Raw genomic sequence first — 20,578 nt, 5'->3', positions numbered from 1 at the left:
ACACTTCCTTTGAAAATTGTTAGTCGAATTTTGCTAAATAAATTGCATCTACTTAATAATAACGGTACATTTGTACGAAGAAAAATGATTGTCTATTTAGAAATATCAAAAAATGGACGCCCTGATTCTATTATATGAACATATTTTCCAACTTAGAACTAAAAAAAGAAAACCATCTACGCTTTAGAAATAGCATAGATGGTTCTAAGGTTAGTTTAGCTTTTAATAGCTTCCATTTCTGTCGTTAATCGTTCAAGCTCATCAACGAGGTGACCAATGTAAGCAATCGTATCTTGAAGCGGCTGGTCTGTTGTAACATCGACACCCGCCATTTGAGCTAGCTCTACAGGTGACTTCGTACCGCCAGCTTGAAGGACTGCTAACCACTCATCTACCGCCGGCTTACCTTCTTTTAAGATACGCTTGGATACTTGTGTAGAAATTGTTAAGCCAGCACTGTATGTGTATGGATATAAGCCCATATAATAGTGTGGCTGACGCATCCAAGTAAGTTCTGCACCTTCAGAAATGTCGACAGTATCGCCCCAGAAATCTTCTAGGACAGAACGTTTTAATTGATTTAAAACCGAAGCATTAACAGCTTCACCTGCGTCAATTAATTCATATACTTTTCGTTGATATGCTGCCTCTAGTAAGTGTGTGACGAAATTATGATAGTATGTCTTGGACACAATGTTTGAAATAACCCAACGTTTGAAACGAGGATCTTCGTTATGGGCCAATAAATAATTGGCTAGAAGCATTTCATTCATTGTTGATGGTGCCTCGATAAAGTATAGCGAAGGACGGCTATTAAAATAAGATTGATGGGCATGCGCATTTACAAAGTGACCTGCATGTCCTAGCTCATGAATTAGCGTAAATACTTCATTCATACGTTCATTCCAAGACATTAAAATATAAGGATGATTACCATATGGACTTGAACAGAATGCCCCAGTAGATTTTCCTTTGTTTGTTGCATAATCAATCCAGCGCTCGTTAAATGCCTTTTCAATCATGTTCTTGTAATCCTCGCCCATAACCGATAATGCTTTTTCAACATATTCTTTTGCTTCTGACATTGTTAATTTTGGATCATACTCTGGATCTAACGCTATTTTTAAGTCTGCGAAAGTCATGTTCTCGATGTCGTTTGCTTGTTGAATAAGTTTTGCATAACGGCGCATATGAGGCGCAAGCTCTTTTGTAATAAGGTCTATTTGACGATTATAAAGTGATCGATCAACATCCTGATCAAATAATAAATAATCAATGATAGAGTCAAAGCCGCGTAAATCCGCCATTGTTTTTTCTTGTTGAATATGTGTGTTATAAATTTTTGCAGTTGTGTGCTGATAATCTCGTAACTTATTAGAAAATGCTTCAAATGCAGTACGACGTACGTTTGTATCAGCCTCGAACTCCCAGTTGTTTTCGTATAATACAAAACTTAATGGATGCTTTTCACCATTTGCCTCAAACCGTCCAAAATGCATATCAACAAGCTTTGTCGTATTATATGTTTCATAAGGTGCCTTAAAAGTTGAGCTAAATGCAGCTAATGCTTTTTCCACTTCAGGGTGCAGCTGATAAGGCTTTTGCTTTAACAATTCCTCTAAGTAAACTTTGTAAATAGGACTCAACTCAGTGGCCTCTTGTAAAATTGCCTCGTCTAGTGCTAGTAATTCACTGCGTACGAAAGAAAATGCACTACTTATTTTACCCACCGCAGTACTGTATTTTGCAGAACGCATTTGCGCTACATCATCTGTAAGATCTGTTTGAATATTTAAATTTGCATAAGTGCCAATAGGGACAATGCTTTTTTGTAATGCTTCAAAAGCTGTTAAAACTTCAATTACTTTTTGCGCATCCGTAATTGTACCTTGATACTTGCGTTCAAAGCTTAGTGCATCCTCTACAAGCTGAACTAAAACAGGCTCAAAATCCGCATCCTTTTCAAATAAATCTTTTAAATTCCAGGTTTCTTCTACTGGTACATCTTTTCGTAATACTTCCATCAATAAACACCCCTTATGTGTAAGTGTCTCCATTATAACGAAACTATTTCGGAAAGTGAAATAATAATAGAGAATAGTTTTAATATTTTTAAAAATAGAACAATAAAGTAGAAACTTATGTTCGTGTTGGGTGTAATGGATGTAAAGAAGGGGGAGGAATGAAGTTATCATGCAGTTAGTATGGGAAAAACCAGACCTATATAAACTTAGCCAAGTGAATAAAGATAATTTATGGAAGAAGTTAATTGCGGATTTGTTTGAAGATTTTTTGTTGTTCTTTTTGCCAGATTTACACTTAGAGGTGGATTTTTCAATTTCTTTCAGGGTGTCCAAACAACCCTGAAAGAAATTGAAGCCTCCGGCGGATGTCACGGAATCGGAAAGGTGTTCTTTGTGCGAGCACAAAGCCGATTCCGGACGCAATTATGCCGAGGCATAATTGATGGCAAGTAGAATTTTTGCAACAGGAGCTTTTCAAAGAAATTATTGAGCATCGTCAAGGGCGCAAAATAGCTGACCAAATTGCGAAGGTTCATCTGAAAAGTGGGAAAGAGCAATGGATCCTTGTCCATACGGAAATACAAGCTGGAGATGAAGTGCATTTTGCGAAGCGCATGTTTGAATATTTCTATCGTATTAGGGATCGATATGGTAAGAAGATTGTGGCTATTGCTATTTTTACAGATAAGGGTACAAAAAGTACGAACCGGTATCATGAAAAGTATTATGGTACAGAATTAATGTACACTTTTAATAAATTTGTTGTATCTGATTTCGATGAAGAAGAATTGAAAAAATCAACGAAGCTACTCAGTAAAGCATTACTAGCATCTCTTTATTTGAATCGTACAAAAAATGAAATGAGTCTTCGTAGTGCGTACAAAAGAACTTTACTAAGAGAAGTGTGGTCATTAGAAAATGTTGAAAAAACAGAAGTAAATGCGTTACTTTACTTTATTGATTATTTGTTGAAACTACCAAGAGCTATGACTGAGCAACTTATAAGAGATGTAAAAGTGGAAATTAAAGGGGAGGAAGAAATGTTGCATCAATATAAAGGAGGTTTACCACCAACACTTGCTGGTGTATTGGAATTAGAGAGGCAGGAGGGCATTGAGCTAGGAATTGAACGTGGCATGAAACAAATAATTTTTGGGTTATTTGAAAAGGGCGCTGAAGACGAATGGATTGCAGAGGTTTCGAAGCTTCCAGTGACAAAAATTAAGGAAATTCGAAAGGAACTTAAATAGTCTAATTGTTTAGAGAGACAAATTGCCAATCTCTTTTTAGGTTTGTTGTAAGTTTTCTAACGTTCTAATGATGAAATCTTATTGTGTGAAGTTGTTGCGGAACTGCATTTGCCTCCTGTTGTAAGGCAAATCTTCTCACGGGAAGATGTTTTGATTTTGTATGATAAATGACTTTAAAAATTGTTTGTGTTAATGGTAAAAAATGTGTGTATAGCAAATACACTTTGCTACGCATACTAATGGCTAGAATAACTGGCACATTGGAGGAGAAACAATGACACAAAACTTAAACAAACAATTAAATAAACTTGTCGCTACATGGTCTGTACTTTATACGAAATTGCACAATTATCATTGGTATGTTAAAGGAAATTCCTTCTTTACACTACATGCAAAATTTGAAGAATTATATAATGAAACAACTTTAAATCTAGATGAAATTGCAGAGCGTATCCTTTCGAAGGATGGGCAACCAGTTGCTACGTTAAAAGAACATCTTGTGCTGTCCTTTATCGAGGAAGCGACTGGGAATGAGACGACGGAGGAAATGGTGGCTACAACCATTGCAGATTTCCAAAAAATTATGAAAGCTTTACATTCAACAATGGGGCTTGCAGCAGAAGAAGGGGACGATCGAACAGAGGATTTACTGAATGCTATGTACCAGTCCCTTGAAAAGCATACATGGATGTTAAAGGCCTTCCTTGGGCACTAATAACCACAAATAAATGATAGGCAATGGAAACTCGTTCATGCATTTCCATTGTCTGTTTTTTGCTGTTTCATATTTGTTGTTTCAAAAGATGGACATATTTCTCAAAGAAATAACATATATTACAGTTCGGAAAAGAATGGGCAAAATATGTTTTTTTTTGAATAGGAAGGGTAGATACTTAGTAAGCCATAAAAGTTAGGAGGAATTGAACATGATAAATGAACAAAACCCACAAATTGAAGTGGCCCATACAAGGGAAGAAATGCTTCATATTTTAGAAAGTATGCGATTAGAAGCATATCAAATAGAGGACATTCATGTTATTGCAAAGGATCCAAGCCAATTTGAGGATGTAGAATGGGGTATAAATGTTAAAACCCATGAAGTAGGGAATTGGGTGGATCAATTCAAGTCTTGGTTTACTGGTGAATCGGCTGTGACGGAAGGATTAAAGCGTTTTGATCTTACAGAGGGACAAACAGCTTACTATTCTCATCTCGTAGAACAAGGTGTCATCGTAGTATTTGCTGAGCCTACAATTGAACCTATGACGACATAATCTAGTGAAAGGTGATTGAAAGTCATCTTCATTCACATAATAGGGAATATTTCTTTAGTATAATACGATAAACAGAGTGAGTGCACATGCATCACTCTGTTTATTTGTGTAGAAGGTTTCAAAATTGATTTAATGAATCGCTTTTTTGTGGTCATGTTTTTTTATAAAGCGTAATACATGAAGCTGCTCTAATTGAGCAACAAGGTTACCAATTAGAATAAAGCTACCACCTATTAATACTTTTATTGTTAATCCTTCTCCTAAAAACATCACAGCAAACATCGCTGCAAAGATTGGTTCCAAGGAAAATATTAGTCCTGTATGTGTAGCAGAAGTAAACTGTTGTGCAACAGTTTGACCTACGAAACAAAATGCACTACAAATGACACCGAGTCCAATAATAGCAATCCAAGAAGACGTTGTATTTGGAAGTGTAGGTGTTTCAAAAATGAATGTTAATATGAGTGCGTAAAATCCAGCAAAACCGAGCTGGTAAATGCCATATGAAATGGATTCAACGTTACGCGTAAATGAGCTGTTTAACAGTAAATAAATCGAATAACATAGTGCAGCAATGGCTATTAAAATATCCCCTTTTTGAAAGGTAAATGAGCCGTGAGCAGTTAAAACTGTAATCCCAATCATTGTACAAATAATTGCAAAACTGACTGCTCTTGAAGGTAATTTCTTTTCAATAAAACTGCTGATAATAGGCACTAAGACAACTGTTAAACTTAAAATAAAGCCCGCATTTGATACCGAAGTTGTTTCTAGTCCGAATAAGCTTAGAACGAACACAATGAATAATAAAAAACCTTGAATAGCCGCATATTTTAAAGTTTTAGCATCGGTCTTAATCATGCGTTTGTAAAAGATGATTCCTGCTGCGAAAAATGCGATGATACAACGCAATGCCACCACATTATAAACAGCCAATGTTTCAAGCCCCATTACCATAAAGGTATAAGATAATCCCCAAAACATTGTCACTATAACCATTAATAAATTTGCTTTTCCTTGGATACTCATTATGCTCACCTACATTCTGTGTACTAAAACAGTTTTTAACCTAAAATTTACTATATCTCTTGTATTGTGATTAGTAAAACGAATGTTTATAATAATCAGTATTAAAAAAATTCATGTAAAAAGAGGACAAGACAATGAGTTTAGTCAAATATGAGATTTTGAATAAAGTAGCTGAGGTAGCTAGCTTTACAAAAGCTGCAGAGGCATTAGGATTAACTCAATCTGCTGTAAGTCATGCTGTTTCAAGTTTAGAAAAGGATTTCGGCTTTGCACTCATTCACAGAAGTCGAGCGGGTGTCTCGTTAACAAGTGAAGGAGATGCAATGTTAAGGTCAATGAGGCATGTCCTCGATGCAGAGGAACTGTTACAGCAAGAAGCAGCACATATACTCGGTGTTACTCGAGGGAAAGTGCGAATTGGTGTAATTTCAAGTATTTCGTCAAACTGGATGCCAGAAATTGTTCGGATCATGGACAATCAATTTCCTGGTATACAAGTTGAATTACGTGAGGGAGATTATTATGAAATCGAACAATGGCTATTGAGTGGAGAGGTGGATGCAGGATTTTTAAATGGTCAAAAGTCGAAGCAATTTCAGTTTATCGAACTACAGCAAGATCCATTGCTGTGTATCGTTTCTGATAAAAGTCCGCTTTATAATAAAGCAGAAATTGATATTGTGGAACTAGAAGATATGCCATTTATCATGACTTCACATAAAGGAACAAATGATGTAAAAGTACTGTTAGAGCAATATCACGTGAAGCCAAATATTCGTTTTGAACTATCTGAAGAGGTAGGAATCACGTCGATGATTTCTCACCAACTTGGGATTAGTATTTTACCGAAATTAGTGACGAATAATTTGCCGCCTACGATAAAAGCTATTCCGTTAAAACAAGGTGGCTATCGGACAATTGGAATTGCAATGAAACACCATGCATCACCAGTGACCAAAAAGTTTGCGGAAATACTAAGTTCCTGGTTAAAAGAGCAAAATAGGAATTGATTTATATGTAAGTCTTAAAGGATAGCAACTTTCTCTATAAAACAGCATTGAAGCATAACCTAGCATTACGCTAAAATAGTATTTGTATATTTATCTTCAATCAGCAAATGTTTTTGTAGCGAAAGCAAAGCGGCAGCTACAGTAGATTCCCACCTTTAAAGGTGGTGAGATGAATGCAATTTTGATTACTTTTTCAGTGGGTGTCCAATCACCTACTGAAATAGAGGATCTTAGTCTAAGTGCGCCACGTCCTGTGGCAACGACTGAGTGACCAACATCAGGTTGACCTAAAGCCTCCGGCGGATGTCACGGATTTTTAAAGGAATGAATACAAGGATGTTAGCCTAAAACCTTTGCTTCCTGCGAAAACGGCTAACTGACCTGCATCGTTAAAAAAGCTACGTCCTGTGGCATTACCGAAATGACCGACATCGTGTCGGCCTCGTGCAGGCCTAGGCGCAATTCAAAATCCGGACGCAATTACGCCAAGGCGAAATTGATTAGAAAAAAGGTGAGTGTATGGGGACATTACAAGGGAAGACCGTACTCATTACAAGTGGGGGAACACTTGAAAAATGGGATCGTGTGCGCGGGCATACGAATTTATCGAAAGGATCGATGGGCTGTTATTTAGCGGAAGCGGCACTAGCGGCTGGGGCAAACGTATTGTATATGCATGGTTATTTCGCACAGCTTCCAACGAATAAAGATAAAATGCGTACCATTCGATTTGAAGGCATTGAAGATTTAGGCGAGAAAGTTCGACATGCTGTTCAGGAAGAGCATGTAGATATCGTCATTATGGCAGCTGCCGGTTCTGATTGGCTCATTGACAAAGTGTATGACCAGTCTGGGATTCTAATAGAGGAGACAGGCAAAATGCCATCTGACGAGCCACCTATCATCCACTTTAAAAAGGCACCTAAAGTATTAGGTCAAATAAAAGGGTGGAATCCGGAAGTTACATTAGTGGGCTTTAAACTTGAGGCAACAGATGATGAGGAATTTTTACTATCCCGTGCACGTCTACGAATGGAATCTGCCAGCGCTCAGTTTATGGTAGCTAATAGCTCACAGTCCTTATACGGTGGAGACGAACCACACTGGATTGTACCAGCTAACGGGAAACCAATAAAGGTTATGGGCAAGCAAAAGACCGCAGAAGCATTAATAGATCTTTTATAAAATGATTAAGCTGTGTAGAGGTAAAATAGACTCTACACAGTTTTTATTTTGTTTTTTTTATATTATGAAGACTGAGGTGATATTTACTAGCATAACTATAGATAAACTTCATTTTCTTTATTCCTTAGTAAACAAATAAGTTTTATAATATTTATATTGACAATAGGTTTTCTAAATTATAGAATTATTTCCAAGAAACGTAATTATTTTATCGGAAGCGGTAGAGTACTTGGCCTAAAATGAAGCTTCTTCAATAACAAATAGTATAGGTAGAACCAAGCAAAGCTTTCTAAGGATAAAGGTCTAAGATTGACGTATTGGCTCTTTTGTACAAAAAATATGTAAAAGAAGGGGTGTATCGGATGACTAAAGAGGCAAAGGTAGATAACAAAAAACTAGAAGCAATTGCAAAGGCAATTCAAAATTTGGAGTTTGGAGAAGTAAACATTACGATTCAAGATGGTGTCATTGTGCAAATTAACAGGCTTGAAAAGCAGAGATTCCCACAAAAAAAGTAAACGATTTGATGATAGGTGAACAGATATTTCTAAGTTGTGGAGGGAATTTCCTTAACGTATTTGTAGCCAACATTTTGTTTAGGTAATGCTCAGCGGTCTATCCTTTTTACTTTTTACCATATCTGAAGGGGCTTATCATTTGAATTGTGCTAAAACACCCATAATAAAAAAGACAAAATCAACGTCAAAAAACAGGATGATTTCAACGATGAATCATCCTGTTTTTTTGCGTATATATTTCTTGCAATAGCCTATTCATAAAAACTTTTTGGGATTTCACCGATATGTCTGCGATGATACAGTAAAGGTTCCTTCTGTGCATTGTCAATTTCTAGGACCTGCCCGATAAATATCGTATGATCTCCAGCATCGATTTGCTGAAATGTTTTACATTGTAAAATGGCTGCAGTATCATGCAAAACTGGAACACCTAATGCAGATGTTGACCAGTTAGCCTGGGCGAAGCGATCTGGAATTTTACTTGAAAATAGTGTACATAGATGCTCTTGATTATACGCTAAAACATTAACAGCAAACTTTTGAGCTACTGTAAAATATGAATGTAGCTGTGATTTTTTATCGAGCGACCACAAAATAAGGAGTGGATCTATAGAAACGGATGCAAAGGAATTGACAGTTAAGCCAAAAGGTTCGTTTGCGTCGTTACAAGCAGTGACTACCGTTACGCCTGTTGGATAATTACCTAATGCTTGTTTAAAAGCAGCTACTTTGTCTGTCATTCTAATCACCTCTTCATTGATTTTTGGAAATGAAAAATCTTTTCTGATGAACCATCAGCGTGCCAATCATCTTCTTGCTGAGTATTTATAATTTCAATAATTGTAATATTCTTAATTTTATTTTAAACCAACAAAACTAACTGGTAAAGTATATAATAGAGAAAAAAAGGGGGGTTAGTCATGTCTTTATATTTTGACCATTTAGTTCATCAAGTTCAATCACCTGAGAATACAATGATTTTCTTAAAAAAACGTAATATCCATACAGTTAACGGTGGTCAACATACAATGTGGGGGACATTCAATACGTTAAGCTACTTTGGATTAAACTATATTGAACAAATAGCCATCTATGATCGTCAATTATTTGAAAATGCAGTGAAATTACCTTATTCACTACATTATACGTTTAAACATACAAACGAGCGCTATGGTTTTTCAAGAATTGCGTTACGTACAAAAAATATTAAGGAAGAGGGACAACGATTACGTGCACTTGGCTTCGAAGTATATGGACCTGATGCTTGTAGTCGTACAAGACCAGACGGCTCCGTAGTTGAATGGAAGCTCTTGCATTTTGGGAAGCCAGGGCTGGAAATTGATTTTCCATTTTTGATTGAGTGGGCTGATACAGACGAGGAACGTGTTGCGCAATTAAAAGCAAATGGAGCCATTAAGAGCGATCAACCCATATCGATGGAATCTGTACAATTTTATGTAAAAGATGTGCAAGCCACAGTGAAACTATGGAGGGAAGTATTACAATTACCAGAGCCTGAACAACAAGAAATGTTTATTTCCCTACACTTACCAAATATTCGCCTAGATTTTTATGACGAAGTTACTGCGGCTACAATGGCGCTAGGTCAATTAAATGAAGGGCCGTTTGGGGTTACACTTAAGGATACTGATAGAACGAAGGAAACGCTAGTTTTTCCAGGAGCTTTTTATTGGATCAATAGCTGAGGTTTAAGAGTGTAAAAGATCTATGAAGAACATTTGAAAAAAGGAGCCGTTTATCAAATGAACAGCTCCTTTGTACTTAAAATTTTACAACATTTGACGCCTGTGGACCTCGATTGCCTTCCACCACATCAAATGATACCTTTTGACCTTCTTCAAGTGTACGGAAGCCTTCCTCCTGGATTCCCGTAAAATGTACAAATACATCTTCTCCATCATCACATTCAATAAAGCCATAACCTTTTTCATTATTGAACCACTTTACGATTCCCTGTTGCATAAGCATTCGCCTCCCATGCGCTTGAAAGTAGAATAAAATCAACTAAGTCGTGAGAAAATGTGAAAAAATGCATTTTCATTAAGAACATACATGAATTGTGCAAAGTTGTCAATTGATTGTCGAAATGCTTGTATAACTTCCTATGATTTTTTTCACAATAAAGTCTATAATGGAAATTAACAACATAGAAAGTAGGATGCCAAATGACAACGACTAATCAACCTTTATCAGATCTAGAAATCGCTAATCAAGCGGTGATGAAGCCTATTACAGAAATCGCGAAAGATGCAGGTATTCCAGAAGATGCACTTGAGCAGTATGGTCGCTACAAAGCAAAAATTGACCCACTAAAAATAACAGCACAGGGTGAGGACGCTAAGGTAGTATTAGTTACTGCCATTAGTCCAACTCCAGCAGGTGAAGGGAAGTCAACCGTAACGGTTGGACTTGCTGATGCACTTCATCAATTGAATAAAAATGTTGTTGTTGCTTTACGTGAGCCATCACTTGGCCCAGTGATGGGCGTGAAAGGTGGTGCAACAGGTGGTGGGTACGCACAGGTTGTACCGATGGAGGATATAAACTTGCATTTCACTGGCGACCTTCACGCAATTACGACTGCTAATAATGCATTATCAGCCTTTATTGATAATCATATACACCAAGGAAATGCTTTAAACATTGACCCTCGCCGTATTATTTGGAAGCGTGTAATGGATTTAAATGATCGCACTCTTCGTAAAGTTGTAGTGGGTCTGGGTGGTCCTGTACAAGGGATGCCACGAGAGGACGGCTTTGATATTACCGTTGCATCAGAAATTATGGCAGTTTTTTGTTTAGCTACAAGCATTGAAGATTTACGTGAACGTTTAGCAAGTATCGTAATTGGTTATACATTTGAGCGTGAACCAGTATTCGTGCGAGATCTTCAAGTGGAAGGGGCTTTAACATTATTATTAAAAGATGCCTTTAAACCAAACTTAGTGCAAACACTTGAAGGAACACCTGCCATTATCCACGGTGGGCCATTTGCCAATATTGCACACGGCTGTAACTCGATTATGGCGACACAAACGGCTCGCCAGCTAGCTGATATTGTTGTGACAGAAGCAGGTTTCGGTTCAGATTTAGGTGCTGAAAAATTCATGAACATTAAAGCTCGCAAAGCAGGCTTTAAACCAAGTGCAGTTGTTATTGTAGCTACAATCCGTGCATTAAAAATGCATGGCGGTGTACCAAAAACAGCGCTTGTAGGCGAAAATGTTGAAGCGCTTTTACAAGGGATTGAAAATTTAGCTAAACATGTTGATACGGTTCGTACATTTGGCGTTGAACCGATTATCGCTTTAAATCGATTTATTACGGACACAGAAGCGGAGTTAGAGGCTGTGCTGAGCTGGTGTCAAGAAAATCATGTTCGTATTGCTCGTACAAATGTTTGGGAAGAAGGCGGTAAAGGTGGATTAGCCTTAGCTGAGCAAGTAGTAGCCGTATTAGAAGAAGAAAATAACTTCTCTCCCTTATATGATGTAACAGAGTCCGTTGAAGAAAAAGTTCGTACGATTGTTCAAAAAGTGTACGGTGGGAAAGATGTACAGTTTACTGAACAAGCTAAAAAACAAATTGCCCAAATCGAAAAATTCGGCTGGGATTCTTTACCGATTTGTATGGCGAAAACCCAGTATTCTCTATCCGACCAACCAAGTCTTTTAGGACGTCCTGAGGGCTTTACTATCACAATCCGTGAAGTGATTCCAAAACTGGGTGCAGGTTTCTTAGTTTGTCTTACAGGCGATATTATGACAATGCCAGGTTTACCAAAAGCACCAGCTGCCTTACGCATGGATGTAGATAATGAAGGACATGCTGTAGGGTTGTTCTAATTGATACAAAAAAATTAACGTTAAAGCTGCTCCTTTTACTTAAAGGGGGCAGCTTTAAACTTCTTTCAGTGGGTATTCAAACACACCCGCTGAAAGAAGTTAAAGCTTCCGCTCGAATGATTATATCTATTGTCAGTTCAAAGGCAGAAAGCTTTCTTTCTCGTTTTACCTTTTTAAGAAGTCTAACGGAAAAAGCAGAACATAAGAGTAGAACGGCAATAGATAGTTCGTATATGTTTTCTAAAAGGCTTGTATTTTCTAATAGATTTTTCAACAAAGTCATCCTCTCTTATAGAGGTTATGAGCATTTCTGTTGTAGTATGTAGGCGCTTTAGTTTGGCCTCTGGTGTTTGACCAGAGGCCTTTTTTGTTTTTACATATTAAGTTAAATTTACGCAAATTAATAAGGTCGCTATTGTAAAAGTATACCTAATCTTAGAAAGAAAAAGTGGATTTTTACGACAAATATAATGGCTAAATAAATTTTTATTAAAAATAGATTGAATTTTCTCTTTATTTTAAATATAATTTACGTAATTTATTAATAGGAACACTGTTCCTATTATAGGAACGTAGGGGGATGAAGACTTGAAAATCGCAACAGATATTGGCGGTACTTTTACCGATCTAGTTTACACGGATGAGAAGGGAAATCTTCATTTTGACAAGGGTCATACGACACCAGGTCATTTTGAGGATGGCATATTAAATGTATTAGGACAACATGTAACGGAAGATTCTCTTATTGAATCGTTTATTCATGGTTCAACAGTCATTATTAATACATTAACGGAAAGAAAAGGGGGCGTAGTTGGATTAATTACAACGAAAGGTTTCCGTGATGTGTTAGAAATTGCTCGTGGAAATCGACCAGACCTATACAATTTTAAATATAAAAAGCCAAAACCTTTTGTTGAGCGCTATTTACGACAAGAAATCGATGAGCGAATCGATTTTAAAGGTAATATTATGAAAGCACTTAATGCTGAGGAAGTAGGTAATATCGTACGTCAATTTAAAGAATTAGGTGTAGAGGCCATAGCTATTTCACTAATTCATGGCTATAAAAATCCAATACATGAATTAAAGCTTAAAGAAGAAATTTTAAAAATTTGGCCTGAGGTGTATATTACACTTTCGAGTGAGACGATTAAGGAATATCGCGAATATGAAAGAACGAATACTACAGTTTTAAATTCATACGTTAAGCCAATTGCACACTCATATTTAAAAAGCTTAAAAGAAAAATTAGGAACAATTGGTATTACAGATCATTTGAAAATTATGCAATCCAATGGTGGTACAACTAGCTTTGATAAAGCAATGGAATTGCCGATCAATCTTGTGGAATCTGGCCCAGTAGCTGGTATGTTTGGGGCAGCAAAATTAGGTGAACTTTTAAATGAATCCAATATTATCGCTTTTGATGTTGGAGGAACGACAGCGAAATGTTCGCTAATTACAAATGGAAAAGTAAATGTTACAACAGATTACTATATTGAAAGAAATGAAAAGTTTGCAGGCTATCCGATTAAAACTCCAGTTGTTGATATCGTAGAAATTGGTAATGGCGGTGGTTCCATCGCTCGTTTGGATCAATTCGGCTCCTTAAAAGTTGGTCCAGATTCTGCTGGTGCGAATCCAGGGCCAGTTGCCTATGGTTTAGGCAATACACAGCCAACGATTACGGATGCAAATGTTTATTTAGGAAGACTGTCGTTAGAAAACTTTGATAATCCAGTGTCTATTAACAAGGTGGAGCAATCACTTACTGAATCCATTGCTAATCCGTTTAATGTGACAGCAGAGGAGGCAGCACAAGGGATTTTAGATATTGCCAACTCTAATATGTTAAATGCCCTAAAACTAATTTCTATTCGTAAAGGCTATGACCCTGAAGATTTTACAATGGTTGCCTTTGGTGGCGGTGGTCCTCTACATGCGATTAATTTAGCAGAGGACCTTGGCATGAAAAAAGTCATTATTCCATATGGTTCTTCTGTCTTTTCAGCACTAGGAATGATGATGACAGAATACCGACAAGATTATATCCAAACAAATTTAATGGACTTTGATCATCATCATCTAGTTGATATCCAAAAAAATATCGATGAAGCTATTGAAAATGCCTATGCGGATGCACCTATGTCAAAAGATCATTATTATTTTGAAATTAATTATGATCTTCGTTATAAAGGCCAAGAACACGCTGTCAAATTGAATGCATCGAATATTGCTATTTATGAAGAGGAGCTTGCACATTTAACAGAAGCTTTCCATATTAAACATAAACAGGAGTTTTCTTTTGATTTACCAGAGACGCCCATCGAGTTAGTGAATTTACATCTTACTATTTACGGAAAAGATGAAGCGGTGCAATTTAAGGAATTAGAATTCTTAAATATTGACGCTTCGACATGTATAAAAGCTACGCGAAGGTTATACGTCAAGGAAAAAGGCTGGGTAGAGGTAAATGTCTATGATCAACAAAAATTAGTACCTGGCTATGTGATTACTGGTCCTGCTATTGTGGAAAGTCCTACGTCTACAGTTGTGATCAATGAAAAACAATCTATTGAAATAGATAAATACGGCAATCTGATTGTAGAGATGGAGGTGAAATAAAACATGAAAAAAGATGTTTTTGCAATAGAAATTATTCAAGATTCTTTACTAGCTATTGGCGATGAGATGTTTGTAGCGTTAGCTCGTTCGTCCATGAGCCCAGTGATCTATGAGGTATTGGATTATGCTTGCGGTTTAACAGATGCAAAAGGCAATCTAATCAGCCAAGGTAATGGTGTAACAAGTTTTATCGGGATGCTTAGTCCGATGGTACAACGTGTCATTGAAAAGTTTAATCATGGGGAAGATTTACATGAAGGTGATGTCATTATTATTAATGATCCATATGTCGGCGGAGGATCACATTTATCAGATGTTGGTTTAGTCTTACCGATTTTTTATAAAAATGAGGTTATCGCTTATTCTGCTAATAAAGCACACTGGACAGAGGTTGGTGGCATGGATCCAGGTTCATTTACAAGTAATTCGAATGAAATCTATCAGGAAGGTCTACAGTTACCTGGTGTGAAGCTTTATCAGAAAGGCGAGCTCAATGAAGGTATTTATGAAATCATTTCTACGAATGTTCGCTTACCAGAACTATCAATCGGAGATATGTTTGCTCAGGTGGCTGCCTTAAAAACGGGTGAAAAACGAATCACGGAGCTTTGTCAGAAATTCGGTGCCGAATCTGTTAAATTGTCCATTCAAAAATTATTGGACAAGGGTGAAAAAATTGTTGAACTTGAACTCCAACAATTACCAAAGGGCGAATTTTATGCGAAAGACTTTATTGAGGGTGATCCTTTAAAAGGCGGACCTTATCCAATCAAAGTAAAGGTAACCATCAGTGATGAAGAATTTATGTGTGATTTTAGAGGATCACATCCTGCTGTGAATGTACCGGTAAACTGCTCGCAATTTGGCTTAATGGCCAGTGTACGTGTGATGTTTCTTGCTTTACTTGGCGATATTGATGTCATTAATGAAGGTGTCTTTAAACGCTTAACGATTATGACAGATGACAATTCTATTGTATCTGCCAAACGTCCACACCCAGTTTCTATGAACTTTGAGGCACGTATTGGTGCAGCAGATTTAATTTGGAAAGCACTTGCACCTCATTTACCAGAAAGATTATCAGCAGGTCATTTACAGTCGGTTTGTACATTTATATTAACAGGTAAAAATCCTGAAAATGATGAGTCATTCCTAATTGTTGAACCTTCAGTAGGTGGTTGGGGAGCGTCAAATGATGAGGATGGTCAAAGTGGGCAATATTGTATGGGAGATGGGGAAACATATAATCTTCCTGTTGAAATTGCGGAGACAAAATACGGTATTCAGATTGATGAATATAGCTTAAATTGCGATGGTGCTGGTGCAGGGCAATTTAGAGGTGGCTTAGGCGTACGCCGAGTTTATACAGTTAACAATGATGCTCAAAAGGTTTCTGTCAATTTAGGTAGACATAAATTTGCACCATTTGGCTTAAATGATGGTAGTGAAGGGTCGCATAACTATTTGATCATTCATAAAAAAGATGGTACAAAGGTTGGTCCGGTTGGTGTCCTAGCGAATTATGAATTACAAAAAGGAGACCGTATAGAGCTTGTTACAGCAACGGGAGGTGGCTATGGCAATCCAAAAGAGAGAAGTACGAAAGCAATTGAAAAAGATTTATTAAATGGATATATTTCTTTAGAGGTAGCTGAAAAACGGTACGGTTACCAAAACTCATAGAAGGAGAAATATATATGACTGTTAAGACATTAAAAAATTCATTGGATATACTTGAATGCTTCGCAACTACAGAAAACACATTAGGTGTACGTGAAATTTCACGCATGACAAAATTGCACACAAGTGTTGTGCAAAGAACAATTAATACATTTACAGAAGCAGGTTATTTATTACAGGATGAAGCTACAAAAAAATATAAATTAGGTTATAAAATGTTTATATTTCATGATGCGCTTGCCAATACGAGTGACCCACATTTTACAATCTATGACTTGATGCAGAGTCTTGCAAGTGAAATCAATGAATCAGTATTTCTAACTTATATGGATAAAGAGTATGGTGTCACAACAAAAATTGCTGAAAGTAATAAGAATATAAAGTATGCAGTGTCATTAGGTACAAAAACGCCACTTTACATCGGTGCTTCCTGTAAAGTTATGTTTGCCTACTTGGATAAAGAAAGACAGCTTGAATTATTAGCGTATTTTAATGAAGGGCAGTCTGAAGCGGAACATGAAAAGCTTCTTAATAATTTTCAAGAAGAGCTACAAATTATACGACAAAATAAATGGTGTGTCACTGTAGGGGAGTACAACGAACATGCTTTTGGTATTAGTGTACCATTATTCAATAATAAGAAAGAAATCATGGCATCCCTGACGATTTCCGGATTAGTATATGACTTTGACGATCAAAGGGAGAAATTCATGCTTGAACAGTTAGTGAAAATTGCTCATCAAATTCAATCTCACATCTCTAAACTATAACTAACAATAGGGGAGCTGACACTATGAATAATAAAGTATTACATCCACGGGCCTTAGAGCCCGTAACTCTACTAATGATAGTCTTAACATCTGTAGTTGGTGCAATAATTGGAATACAACTGATTACTACTTTAGGGATTTCTGCGAATACATCGATTGTTGGTGCAATATTTGCAATGATTCTTGGTAGAATTCCGATTGGAAAATTGGTCGCTTTTAAATCAGTGCATAGACAAAATATTATTCAAACAGCGATATCATCAGCTACTTTTAGTGCAGCAAGTAGTTTAATGTTGCCTATTGGTATTCCATTTGTTTTAGGCTATGAAAATTTAGTATTACCACTGTTTATTGGTGTTATTTTAGCGATGTTTGTGGATGCTTTATTATTATATAAATTTTTTGATACAAAAATATTCCCAGCAACAGGTACTTGGCCACCAGGGATTGCAACAGCTGAAGCGATTAAAGCTGGAGATAAAGGCGGTAAAAATGCAAAGGTTCTAATCGGTGGTGTTTTAGTCGGTATTGTGGGAGCTGTACTTAAAATTCCAATGTCAGCTTTTGGGGTAGCGTTTATCGGTAATATATGGGCGCTTACAATGTTTGGAGTGGGTCTTTTACTTAGAGGCTATTCGGTGCAATTATTTAATGTGGATTTAAACGAGTATTATATTCCACATGGTGTTATGATTGGCGCTGGAATTGTGGCGCTATTCCAAGTCGTCATTACTTTATTAAACAAGAAATCGCTTAAAGAGTCAGAAAAGTTTGTGTATTCAAAGGGTTCTAAGGAAATCAGACAGGGCTTTGGAGCAGGGTTTATTGCCTATTTATTGATTGCGATATTAATCGCATTTTTCGGTGGATTGATGTCACATATGTCTTTTGGTATGTTGATAGGCTTTATCGTATTCGCAGCGATTGCTGCATTTGTACATGAATTAATAGTTGGTATTGCTGCCATGCATGCAGGTTGGTTCCCAGCATTTGCAGTAGCGTTTATAACGCTTATTGTGGGCGTATTAATTGGCTTCCCACCTCCAGCACTTGCTTTATTAGCTGGATATAGTGCCGCAACAGGTGTTGCCTTTGCGGATATGGGCTATGATCTGAAAACAGGTTTTATTTTACGTGGGAATGGTAGTGACCCCGCTTTAGAAAAAGAAGGTCGTAAACAACAAATGATCGCTGGGATTCTAGCCTTCTCTATTTCTGCTATTGTTGTTTTACTCTCTTATCAATCTTATTTCGCACAAGATTTAGTAGCTCCTGTAAATCATGTGTATGCTGCTACAATTCAATCTGGTGTGACGGGTGATGTGGCTAAACAATTATTGATTTGGGCGATTCCAGGCGCATTGATTCAGCTGATCGGCGGTTCGAAACGACAAATGGGTATTCTGTTTGCAACAGGTTTATTACTAATCAATCCCATTGCTGGATGGGCTGTTTTACTAGGTCTTTTACTTCGAACTATTTTCACTTATATGACGAAAGGGAAAAGAGAATCTGAAATGACTGTATTTGCGGCGGGTGTCATTGCTGGAGATGCTTTATATAGCTTCTTCTCTTCTATTTTAAAAATAGGAAAATAGAAAGGAGTAATTCGATATGGTAAAAGTTCTAACTTATGAGGATGGCATAGCAGCAGTCTATGGGGGCGCGATTCTAGGAGGCGGTGGTGGAGGTCTCCTAGAGGAAGGTTTGAAACTTGTTGAAGAAATTTTCGCTATAGGTACACCTCAGTTAATCGATATAACGGATTTAGAGGAGGAAGATTTAGTCACTTGTGTGGCGATGGTCGGAGCTCCTTCTGCAGCTGATCAATATATTTCACACGAACAGCTTTGTTGGAGCTATAGCACTATGAATACGTATATTAATAATCGATTAAAAGGAATTATTACGAACGAAAATGGCGCTATTACGACTATTAACGGCTGGCTGCAGTCGGTTTTATTGAACGTACCAATTGTGGATGCACCGTGTAATGGGCGAGCTCATCCAACTGGAATTATGGGTTCTTTAAATCTACATGAGCTAAAAGATTATAAATCTATTCAATTTTATGCGGGTGGAAAAAATGATTTTGCAATTCAAGGTTTTATCGAGGGTGATTTGCAAAATACTGCAAAAGCCGTTCGCCATGCTTCTATTTTAGCTGGAGGAATGGTAGGGGTTACTCGAAACCCTGTTACGATTGGCTATTTAAAAGAACATGGAGCACCTCATGCTATTTCCGCTGCGATTGAGCTCGGCTATAGCTTTCAGAATGGACAAACAATCGAGGAGAAATTAGAAAATGTTATTCGTCAGTTGAATGGTAGGCACATCGTTTCTGGAATCGTGACGGATTATTCGCTAACAAAGGAAGGTGGCTTTGACATTGGAAAATTAAAGGTTGGGGATGTTCACTTAACTTTCTGGAACGAGTATATGACTTTAGCTAAAGTAGGTAATATCCAATCTCAATTTCCAAACCTCATTATGACTTTTGATACGGAAAAAATGATGCCAGTACCGAGCGCTAGCATTAAAGAAGGGATGCATGTTGCTGTTATTTTAGTCGATCAATCGAATCTAATATTAAGTTCAACGATGAAAAATGAGGCTCTGTTACAGGAGATTGATGAGGTTATTAAAGTTGTACAAAAAGAAAAGATCATGTAAATAAAAATGAAAATAAATAATAAAAGCTGCCATCATCTACAATATTTATGAAGGTAGTAGGAACGAAAGTTAAATTAAGTAATACTAACCTGCTGAAGAAAAATTAAAAACTATCAATCTTAAATAGTAGGTTAAAAACATGAAAGAGGCTATGTAGTTCATTGTGGTATAAAGGATTCTGGTTTATATTTAGAATCCTTTTTCATAGAGAATGGATTTTAACATGGAATGCCATTGTCAAATCAATACGATAACATTTATTGCGAATTGGAGGAACTAGCGATGAAGGACGAACATTTATTACAGGCATTCAATGTCTGGGAAGATCTAAGTCTTTCTCATGAAGATATTATTGCTTATCAATCACGCTTAAAATATATCCTTGATGAAGAGGCAAAGTTAGAGGATGTTAAGCATATGGCAGAGCAAAAAGGTATAGAAAAAGGAAAAGAGGAAATTTCCAAGAACCTTTTAGTGGATGGTATGGATATTGAATTTATTTGTAAAATAACTGGCTTATCTGTAGAGCGTATTGAAGAAATCAAGGAAAGGCTAATCCAAACTAATGAAGATAAACAACGATAAGGTCAACAAGGCTCTTCATATCCTTAGAATCTCCTGTGTTCAGAAAAAAATTTCCTTTGAACATATCTTAGAAGGAAGATAGGGAATAG

At 36.9% G+C, this 20,578-nt stretch carries 20 protein-coding genes; 15 read left to right on the top strand and 5 right to left on the bottom strand.

Features of this window, described 5'->3' with window-relative positions; translation table 11 throughout:
* Positions 1-215: 215 nt before the first annotated feature.
* Entirely contained in the window at positions 216-2,024 is a 1,809-nt protein-coding gene (gene pepF, locus ABNX05_RS05470; RefSeq protein ID WP_349658802.1) for an oligoendopeptidase F, read from the bottom strand.
* 169 nt (positions 2,025-2,193) lie between these two features.
* Here pepF and ABNX05_RS05465 point away from each other — a divergent pair, with 169 nt between their 5' ends.
* From ABNX05_RS05465 to ABNX05_RS05450, 4 genes are all read left to right on the top strand, one after another.
* Positions 2,194-2,367 carry a hypothetical protein gene (locus tag ABNX05_RS05465; RefSeq protein WP_349658801.1) on the top strand — a complete coding sequence of 58 codons (174 nt, stop codon included), beginning with the start codon at positions 2,194-2,196 and terminating at the stop codon, positions 2,365-2,367.
* A 115-nt stretch (positions 2,368-2,482) separates the two neighbouring features.
* A complete protein-coding gene (locus ABNX05_RS05460) occupies positions 2,483-3,274 on the top strand; it encodes an RpnC/YadD family protein (RefSeq protein WP_349658800.1) in 792 nt (263 codons plus the stop codon).
* A gap of 274 nt (positions 3,275-3,548) precedes the next feature.
* Positions 3,549-3,989: a Dps family protein gene (locus ABNX05_RS05455; protein ID WP_349658799.1), complete on the top strand. Its 441-nt coding sequence runs from the start codon at positions 3,549-3,551 to the stop codon at positions 3,987-3,989.
* Between the two features lie 211 nt (positions 3,990-4,200).
* Positions 4,201-4,548 carry a general stress protein gene (locus ABNX05_RS05450; protein WP_349658798.1) on the top strand — a complete coding sequence of 116 codons (348 nt, stop codon included), beginning with the start codon at positions 4,201-4,203 and terminating at the stop codon, positions 4,546-4,548.
* 129 nt (positions 4,549-4,677) lie between these two features.
* Here ABNX05_RS05450 and ABNX05_RS05445 read toward each other — a convergent pair whose 3' ends face one another.
* Complete coding sequence (locus ABNX05_RS05445) at positions 4,678-5,577, bottom strand: DMT family transporter (protein ID WP_349658797.1); 900 nt, start codon at positions 5,575-5,577, stop codon at positions 4,678-4,680.
* A 134-nt stretch (positions 5,578-5,711) separates the two neighbouring features.
* Between ABNX05_RS05445 and ABNX05_RS05440 the strand changes: the two genes are divergently transcribed.
* The 3 genes from ABNX05_RS05440 to ABNX05_RS05430 all read left to right on the top strand — a co-directional run bounded on the left by ABNX05_RS05440 (position 5,712) and on the right by ABNX05_RS05430 (position 8,290).
* A complete protein-coding gene (locus ABNX05_RS05440; protein ID WP_349658796.1) occupies positions 5,712-6,587 on the top strand; it encodes a LysR family transcriptional regulator in 876 nt (291 codons plus the stop codon).
* Positions 6,588-7,106: 519 nt separating this feature from the next.
* Positions 7,107-7,772 carry a phosphopantothenoylcysteine decarboxylase domain-containing protein gene (locus tag ABNX05_RS05435; RefSeq protein WP_349658795.1) on the top strand — a complete coding sequence of 222 codons (666 nt, stop codon included), beginning with the start codon at positions 7,107-7,109 and terminating at the stop codon, positions 7,770-7,772.
* Positions 7,773-8,134: 362 nt separating this feature from the next.
* On the top strand, positions 8,135-8,290 hold the full coding sequence (locus tag ABNX05_RS05430; protein WP_349658794.1) for a YezD family protein: 156 nt from the start codon (positions 8,135-8,137) through the stop codon (positions 8,288-8,290).
* Positions 8,291-8,541: 251 nt separating this feature from the next.
* On the opposite strand, the gene ABNX05_RS05425 is transcribed toward ABNX05_RS05430, so the two are convergent.
* Positions 8,542-9,030: a flavin reductase family protein gene (locus ABNX05_RS05425; protein WP_349658793.1), complete on the bottom strand. Its 489-nt coding sequence runs from the start codon at positions 9,028-9,030 to the stop codon at positions 8,542-8,544.
* Between the two features lie 180 nt (positions 9,031-9,210).
* On the opposite strand from ABNX05_RS05425, the gene ABNX05_RS05420 reads away from it, so the two are divergent.
* Positions 9,211-9,996: a VOC family protein gene (locus ABNX05_RS05420; RefSeq protein ID WP_349658792.1), complete on the top strand. Its 786-nt coding sequence runs from the start codon at positions 9,211-9,213 to the stop codon at positions 9,994-9,996.
* Between the two features lie 76 nt (positions 9,997-10,072).
* Here the strand turns inward: ABNX05_RS05420 and ABNX05_RS05415 are convergent, their stop codons facing one another.
* The gene (locus tag ABNX05_RS05415; protein ID WP_079560081.1) at positions 10,073-10,273 is read right to left on the bottom strand and encodes a cold-shock protein; all 201 of its coding nucleotides are present in this window, start codon (positions 10,271-10,273) and stop codon (positions 10,073-10,075) included.
* A 203-nt stretch (positions 10,274-10,476) separates the two neighbouring features.
* On the opposite strand from ABNX05_RS05415, the gene ABNX05_RS05410 reads away from it, so the two are divergent.
* A complete protein-coding gene (locus ABNX05_RS05410; RefSeq protein WP_349658791.1) occupies positions 10,477-12,156 on the top strand; it encodes a formate--tetrahydrofolate ligase in 1,680 nt (559 codons plus the stop codon).
* A 76-nt stretch (positions 12,157-12,232) separates the two neighbouring features.
* Here the strand turns inward: ABNX05_RS05410 and ABNX05_RS05405 are convergent, their stop codons facing one another.
* Entirely contained in the window at positions 12,233-12,433 is a 201-nt protein-coding gene (locus ABNX05_RS05405; protein ID WP_349658790.1) for a hypothetical protein, read from the bottom strand.
* A 311-nt stretch (positions 12,434-12,744) separates the two neighbouring features.
* Between ABNX05_RS05405 and ABNX05_RS05400 the strand changes: the two genes are divergently transcribed.
* The 6 genes from ABNX05_RS05400 to ABNX05_RS05375 all read left to right on the top strand — a co-directional run bounded on the left by ABNX05_RS05400 (position 12,745) and on the right by ABNX05_RS05375 (position 20,489).
* Positions 12,745-14,781: a hydantoinase/oxoprolinase family protein gene (locus ABNX05_RS05400; RefSeq protein ID WP_349658789.1), complete on the top strand. Its 2,037-nt coding sequence runs from the start codon at positions 12,745-12,747 to the stop codon at positions 14,779-14,781.
* Between the two features lie 3 nt (positions 14,782-14,784).
* Entirely contained in the window at positions 14,785-16,464 is a 1,680-nt protein-coding gene (locus ABNX05_RS05395) for a hydantoinase B/oxoprolinase family protein (RefSeq protein WP_349658788.1), read from the top strand.
* 14 nt (positions 16,465-16,478) lie between these two features.
* A complete protein-coding gene (locus ABNX05_RS05390) occupies positions 16,479-17,231 on the top strand; it encodes an IclR family transcriptional regulator (RefSeq protein WP_349658787.1) in 753 nt (250 codons plus the stop codon).
* A gap of 23 nt (positions 17,232-17,254) precedes the next feature.
* The gene (locus ABNX05_RS05385) at positions 17,255-18,829 is read left to right on the top strand and encodes an OPT/YSL family transporter (protein ID WP_349658786.1); all 1,575 of its coding nucleotides are present in this window, start codon (positions 17,255-17,257) and stop codon (positions 18,827-18,829) included.
* A gap of 16 nt (positions 18,830-18,845) precedes the next feature.
* A complete protein-coding gene (locus tag ABNX05_RS05380) occupies positions 18,846-19,904 on the top strand; it encodes an S-methyl thiohydantoin desulfurase domain-containing protein (protein ID WP_349658785.1) in 1,059 nt (352 codons plus the stop codon).
* 282 nt (positions 19,905-20,186) lie between these two features.
* Complete coding sequence (locus ABNX05_RS05375) at positions 20,187-20,489, top strand: hypothetical protein (RefSeq protein ID WP_349658784.1); 303 nt, start codon at positions 20,187-20,189, stop codon at positions 20,487-20,489.
* Positions 20,490-20,578 lie beyond the last annotated feature (89 nt).

It is taken from the genome of Lysinibacillus zambalensis, from assembly GCF_040183165.1.
GTDB classification, from domain to species: domain Bacteria; phylum Bacillota; class Bacilli; order Bacillales_A; family Planococcaceae; genus Lysinibacillus; species Lysinibacillus zambalensis.
This window is presented reverse-complemented; position numbering and strand designations above follow the sequence as displayed.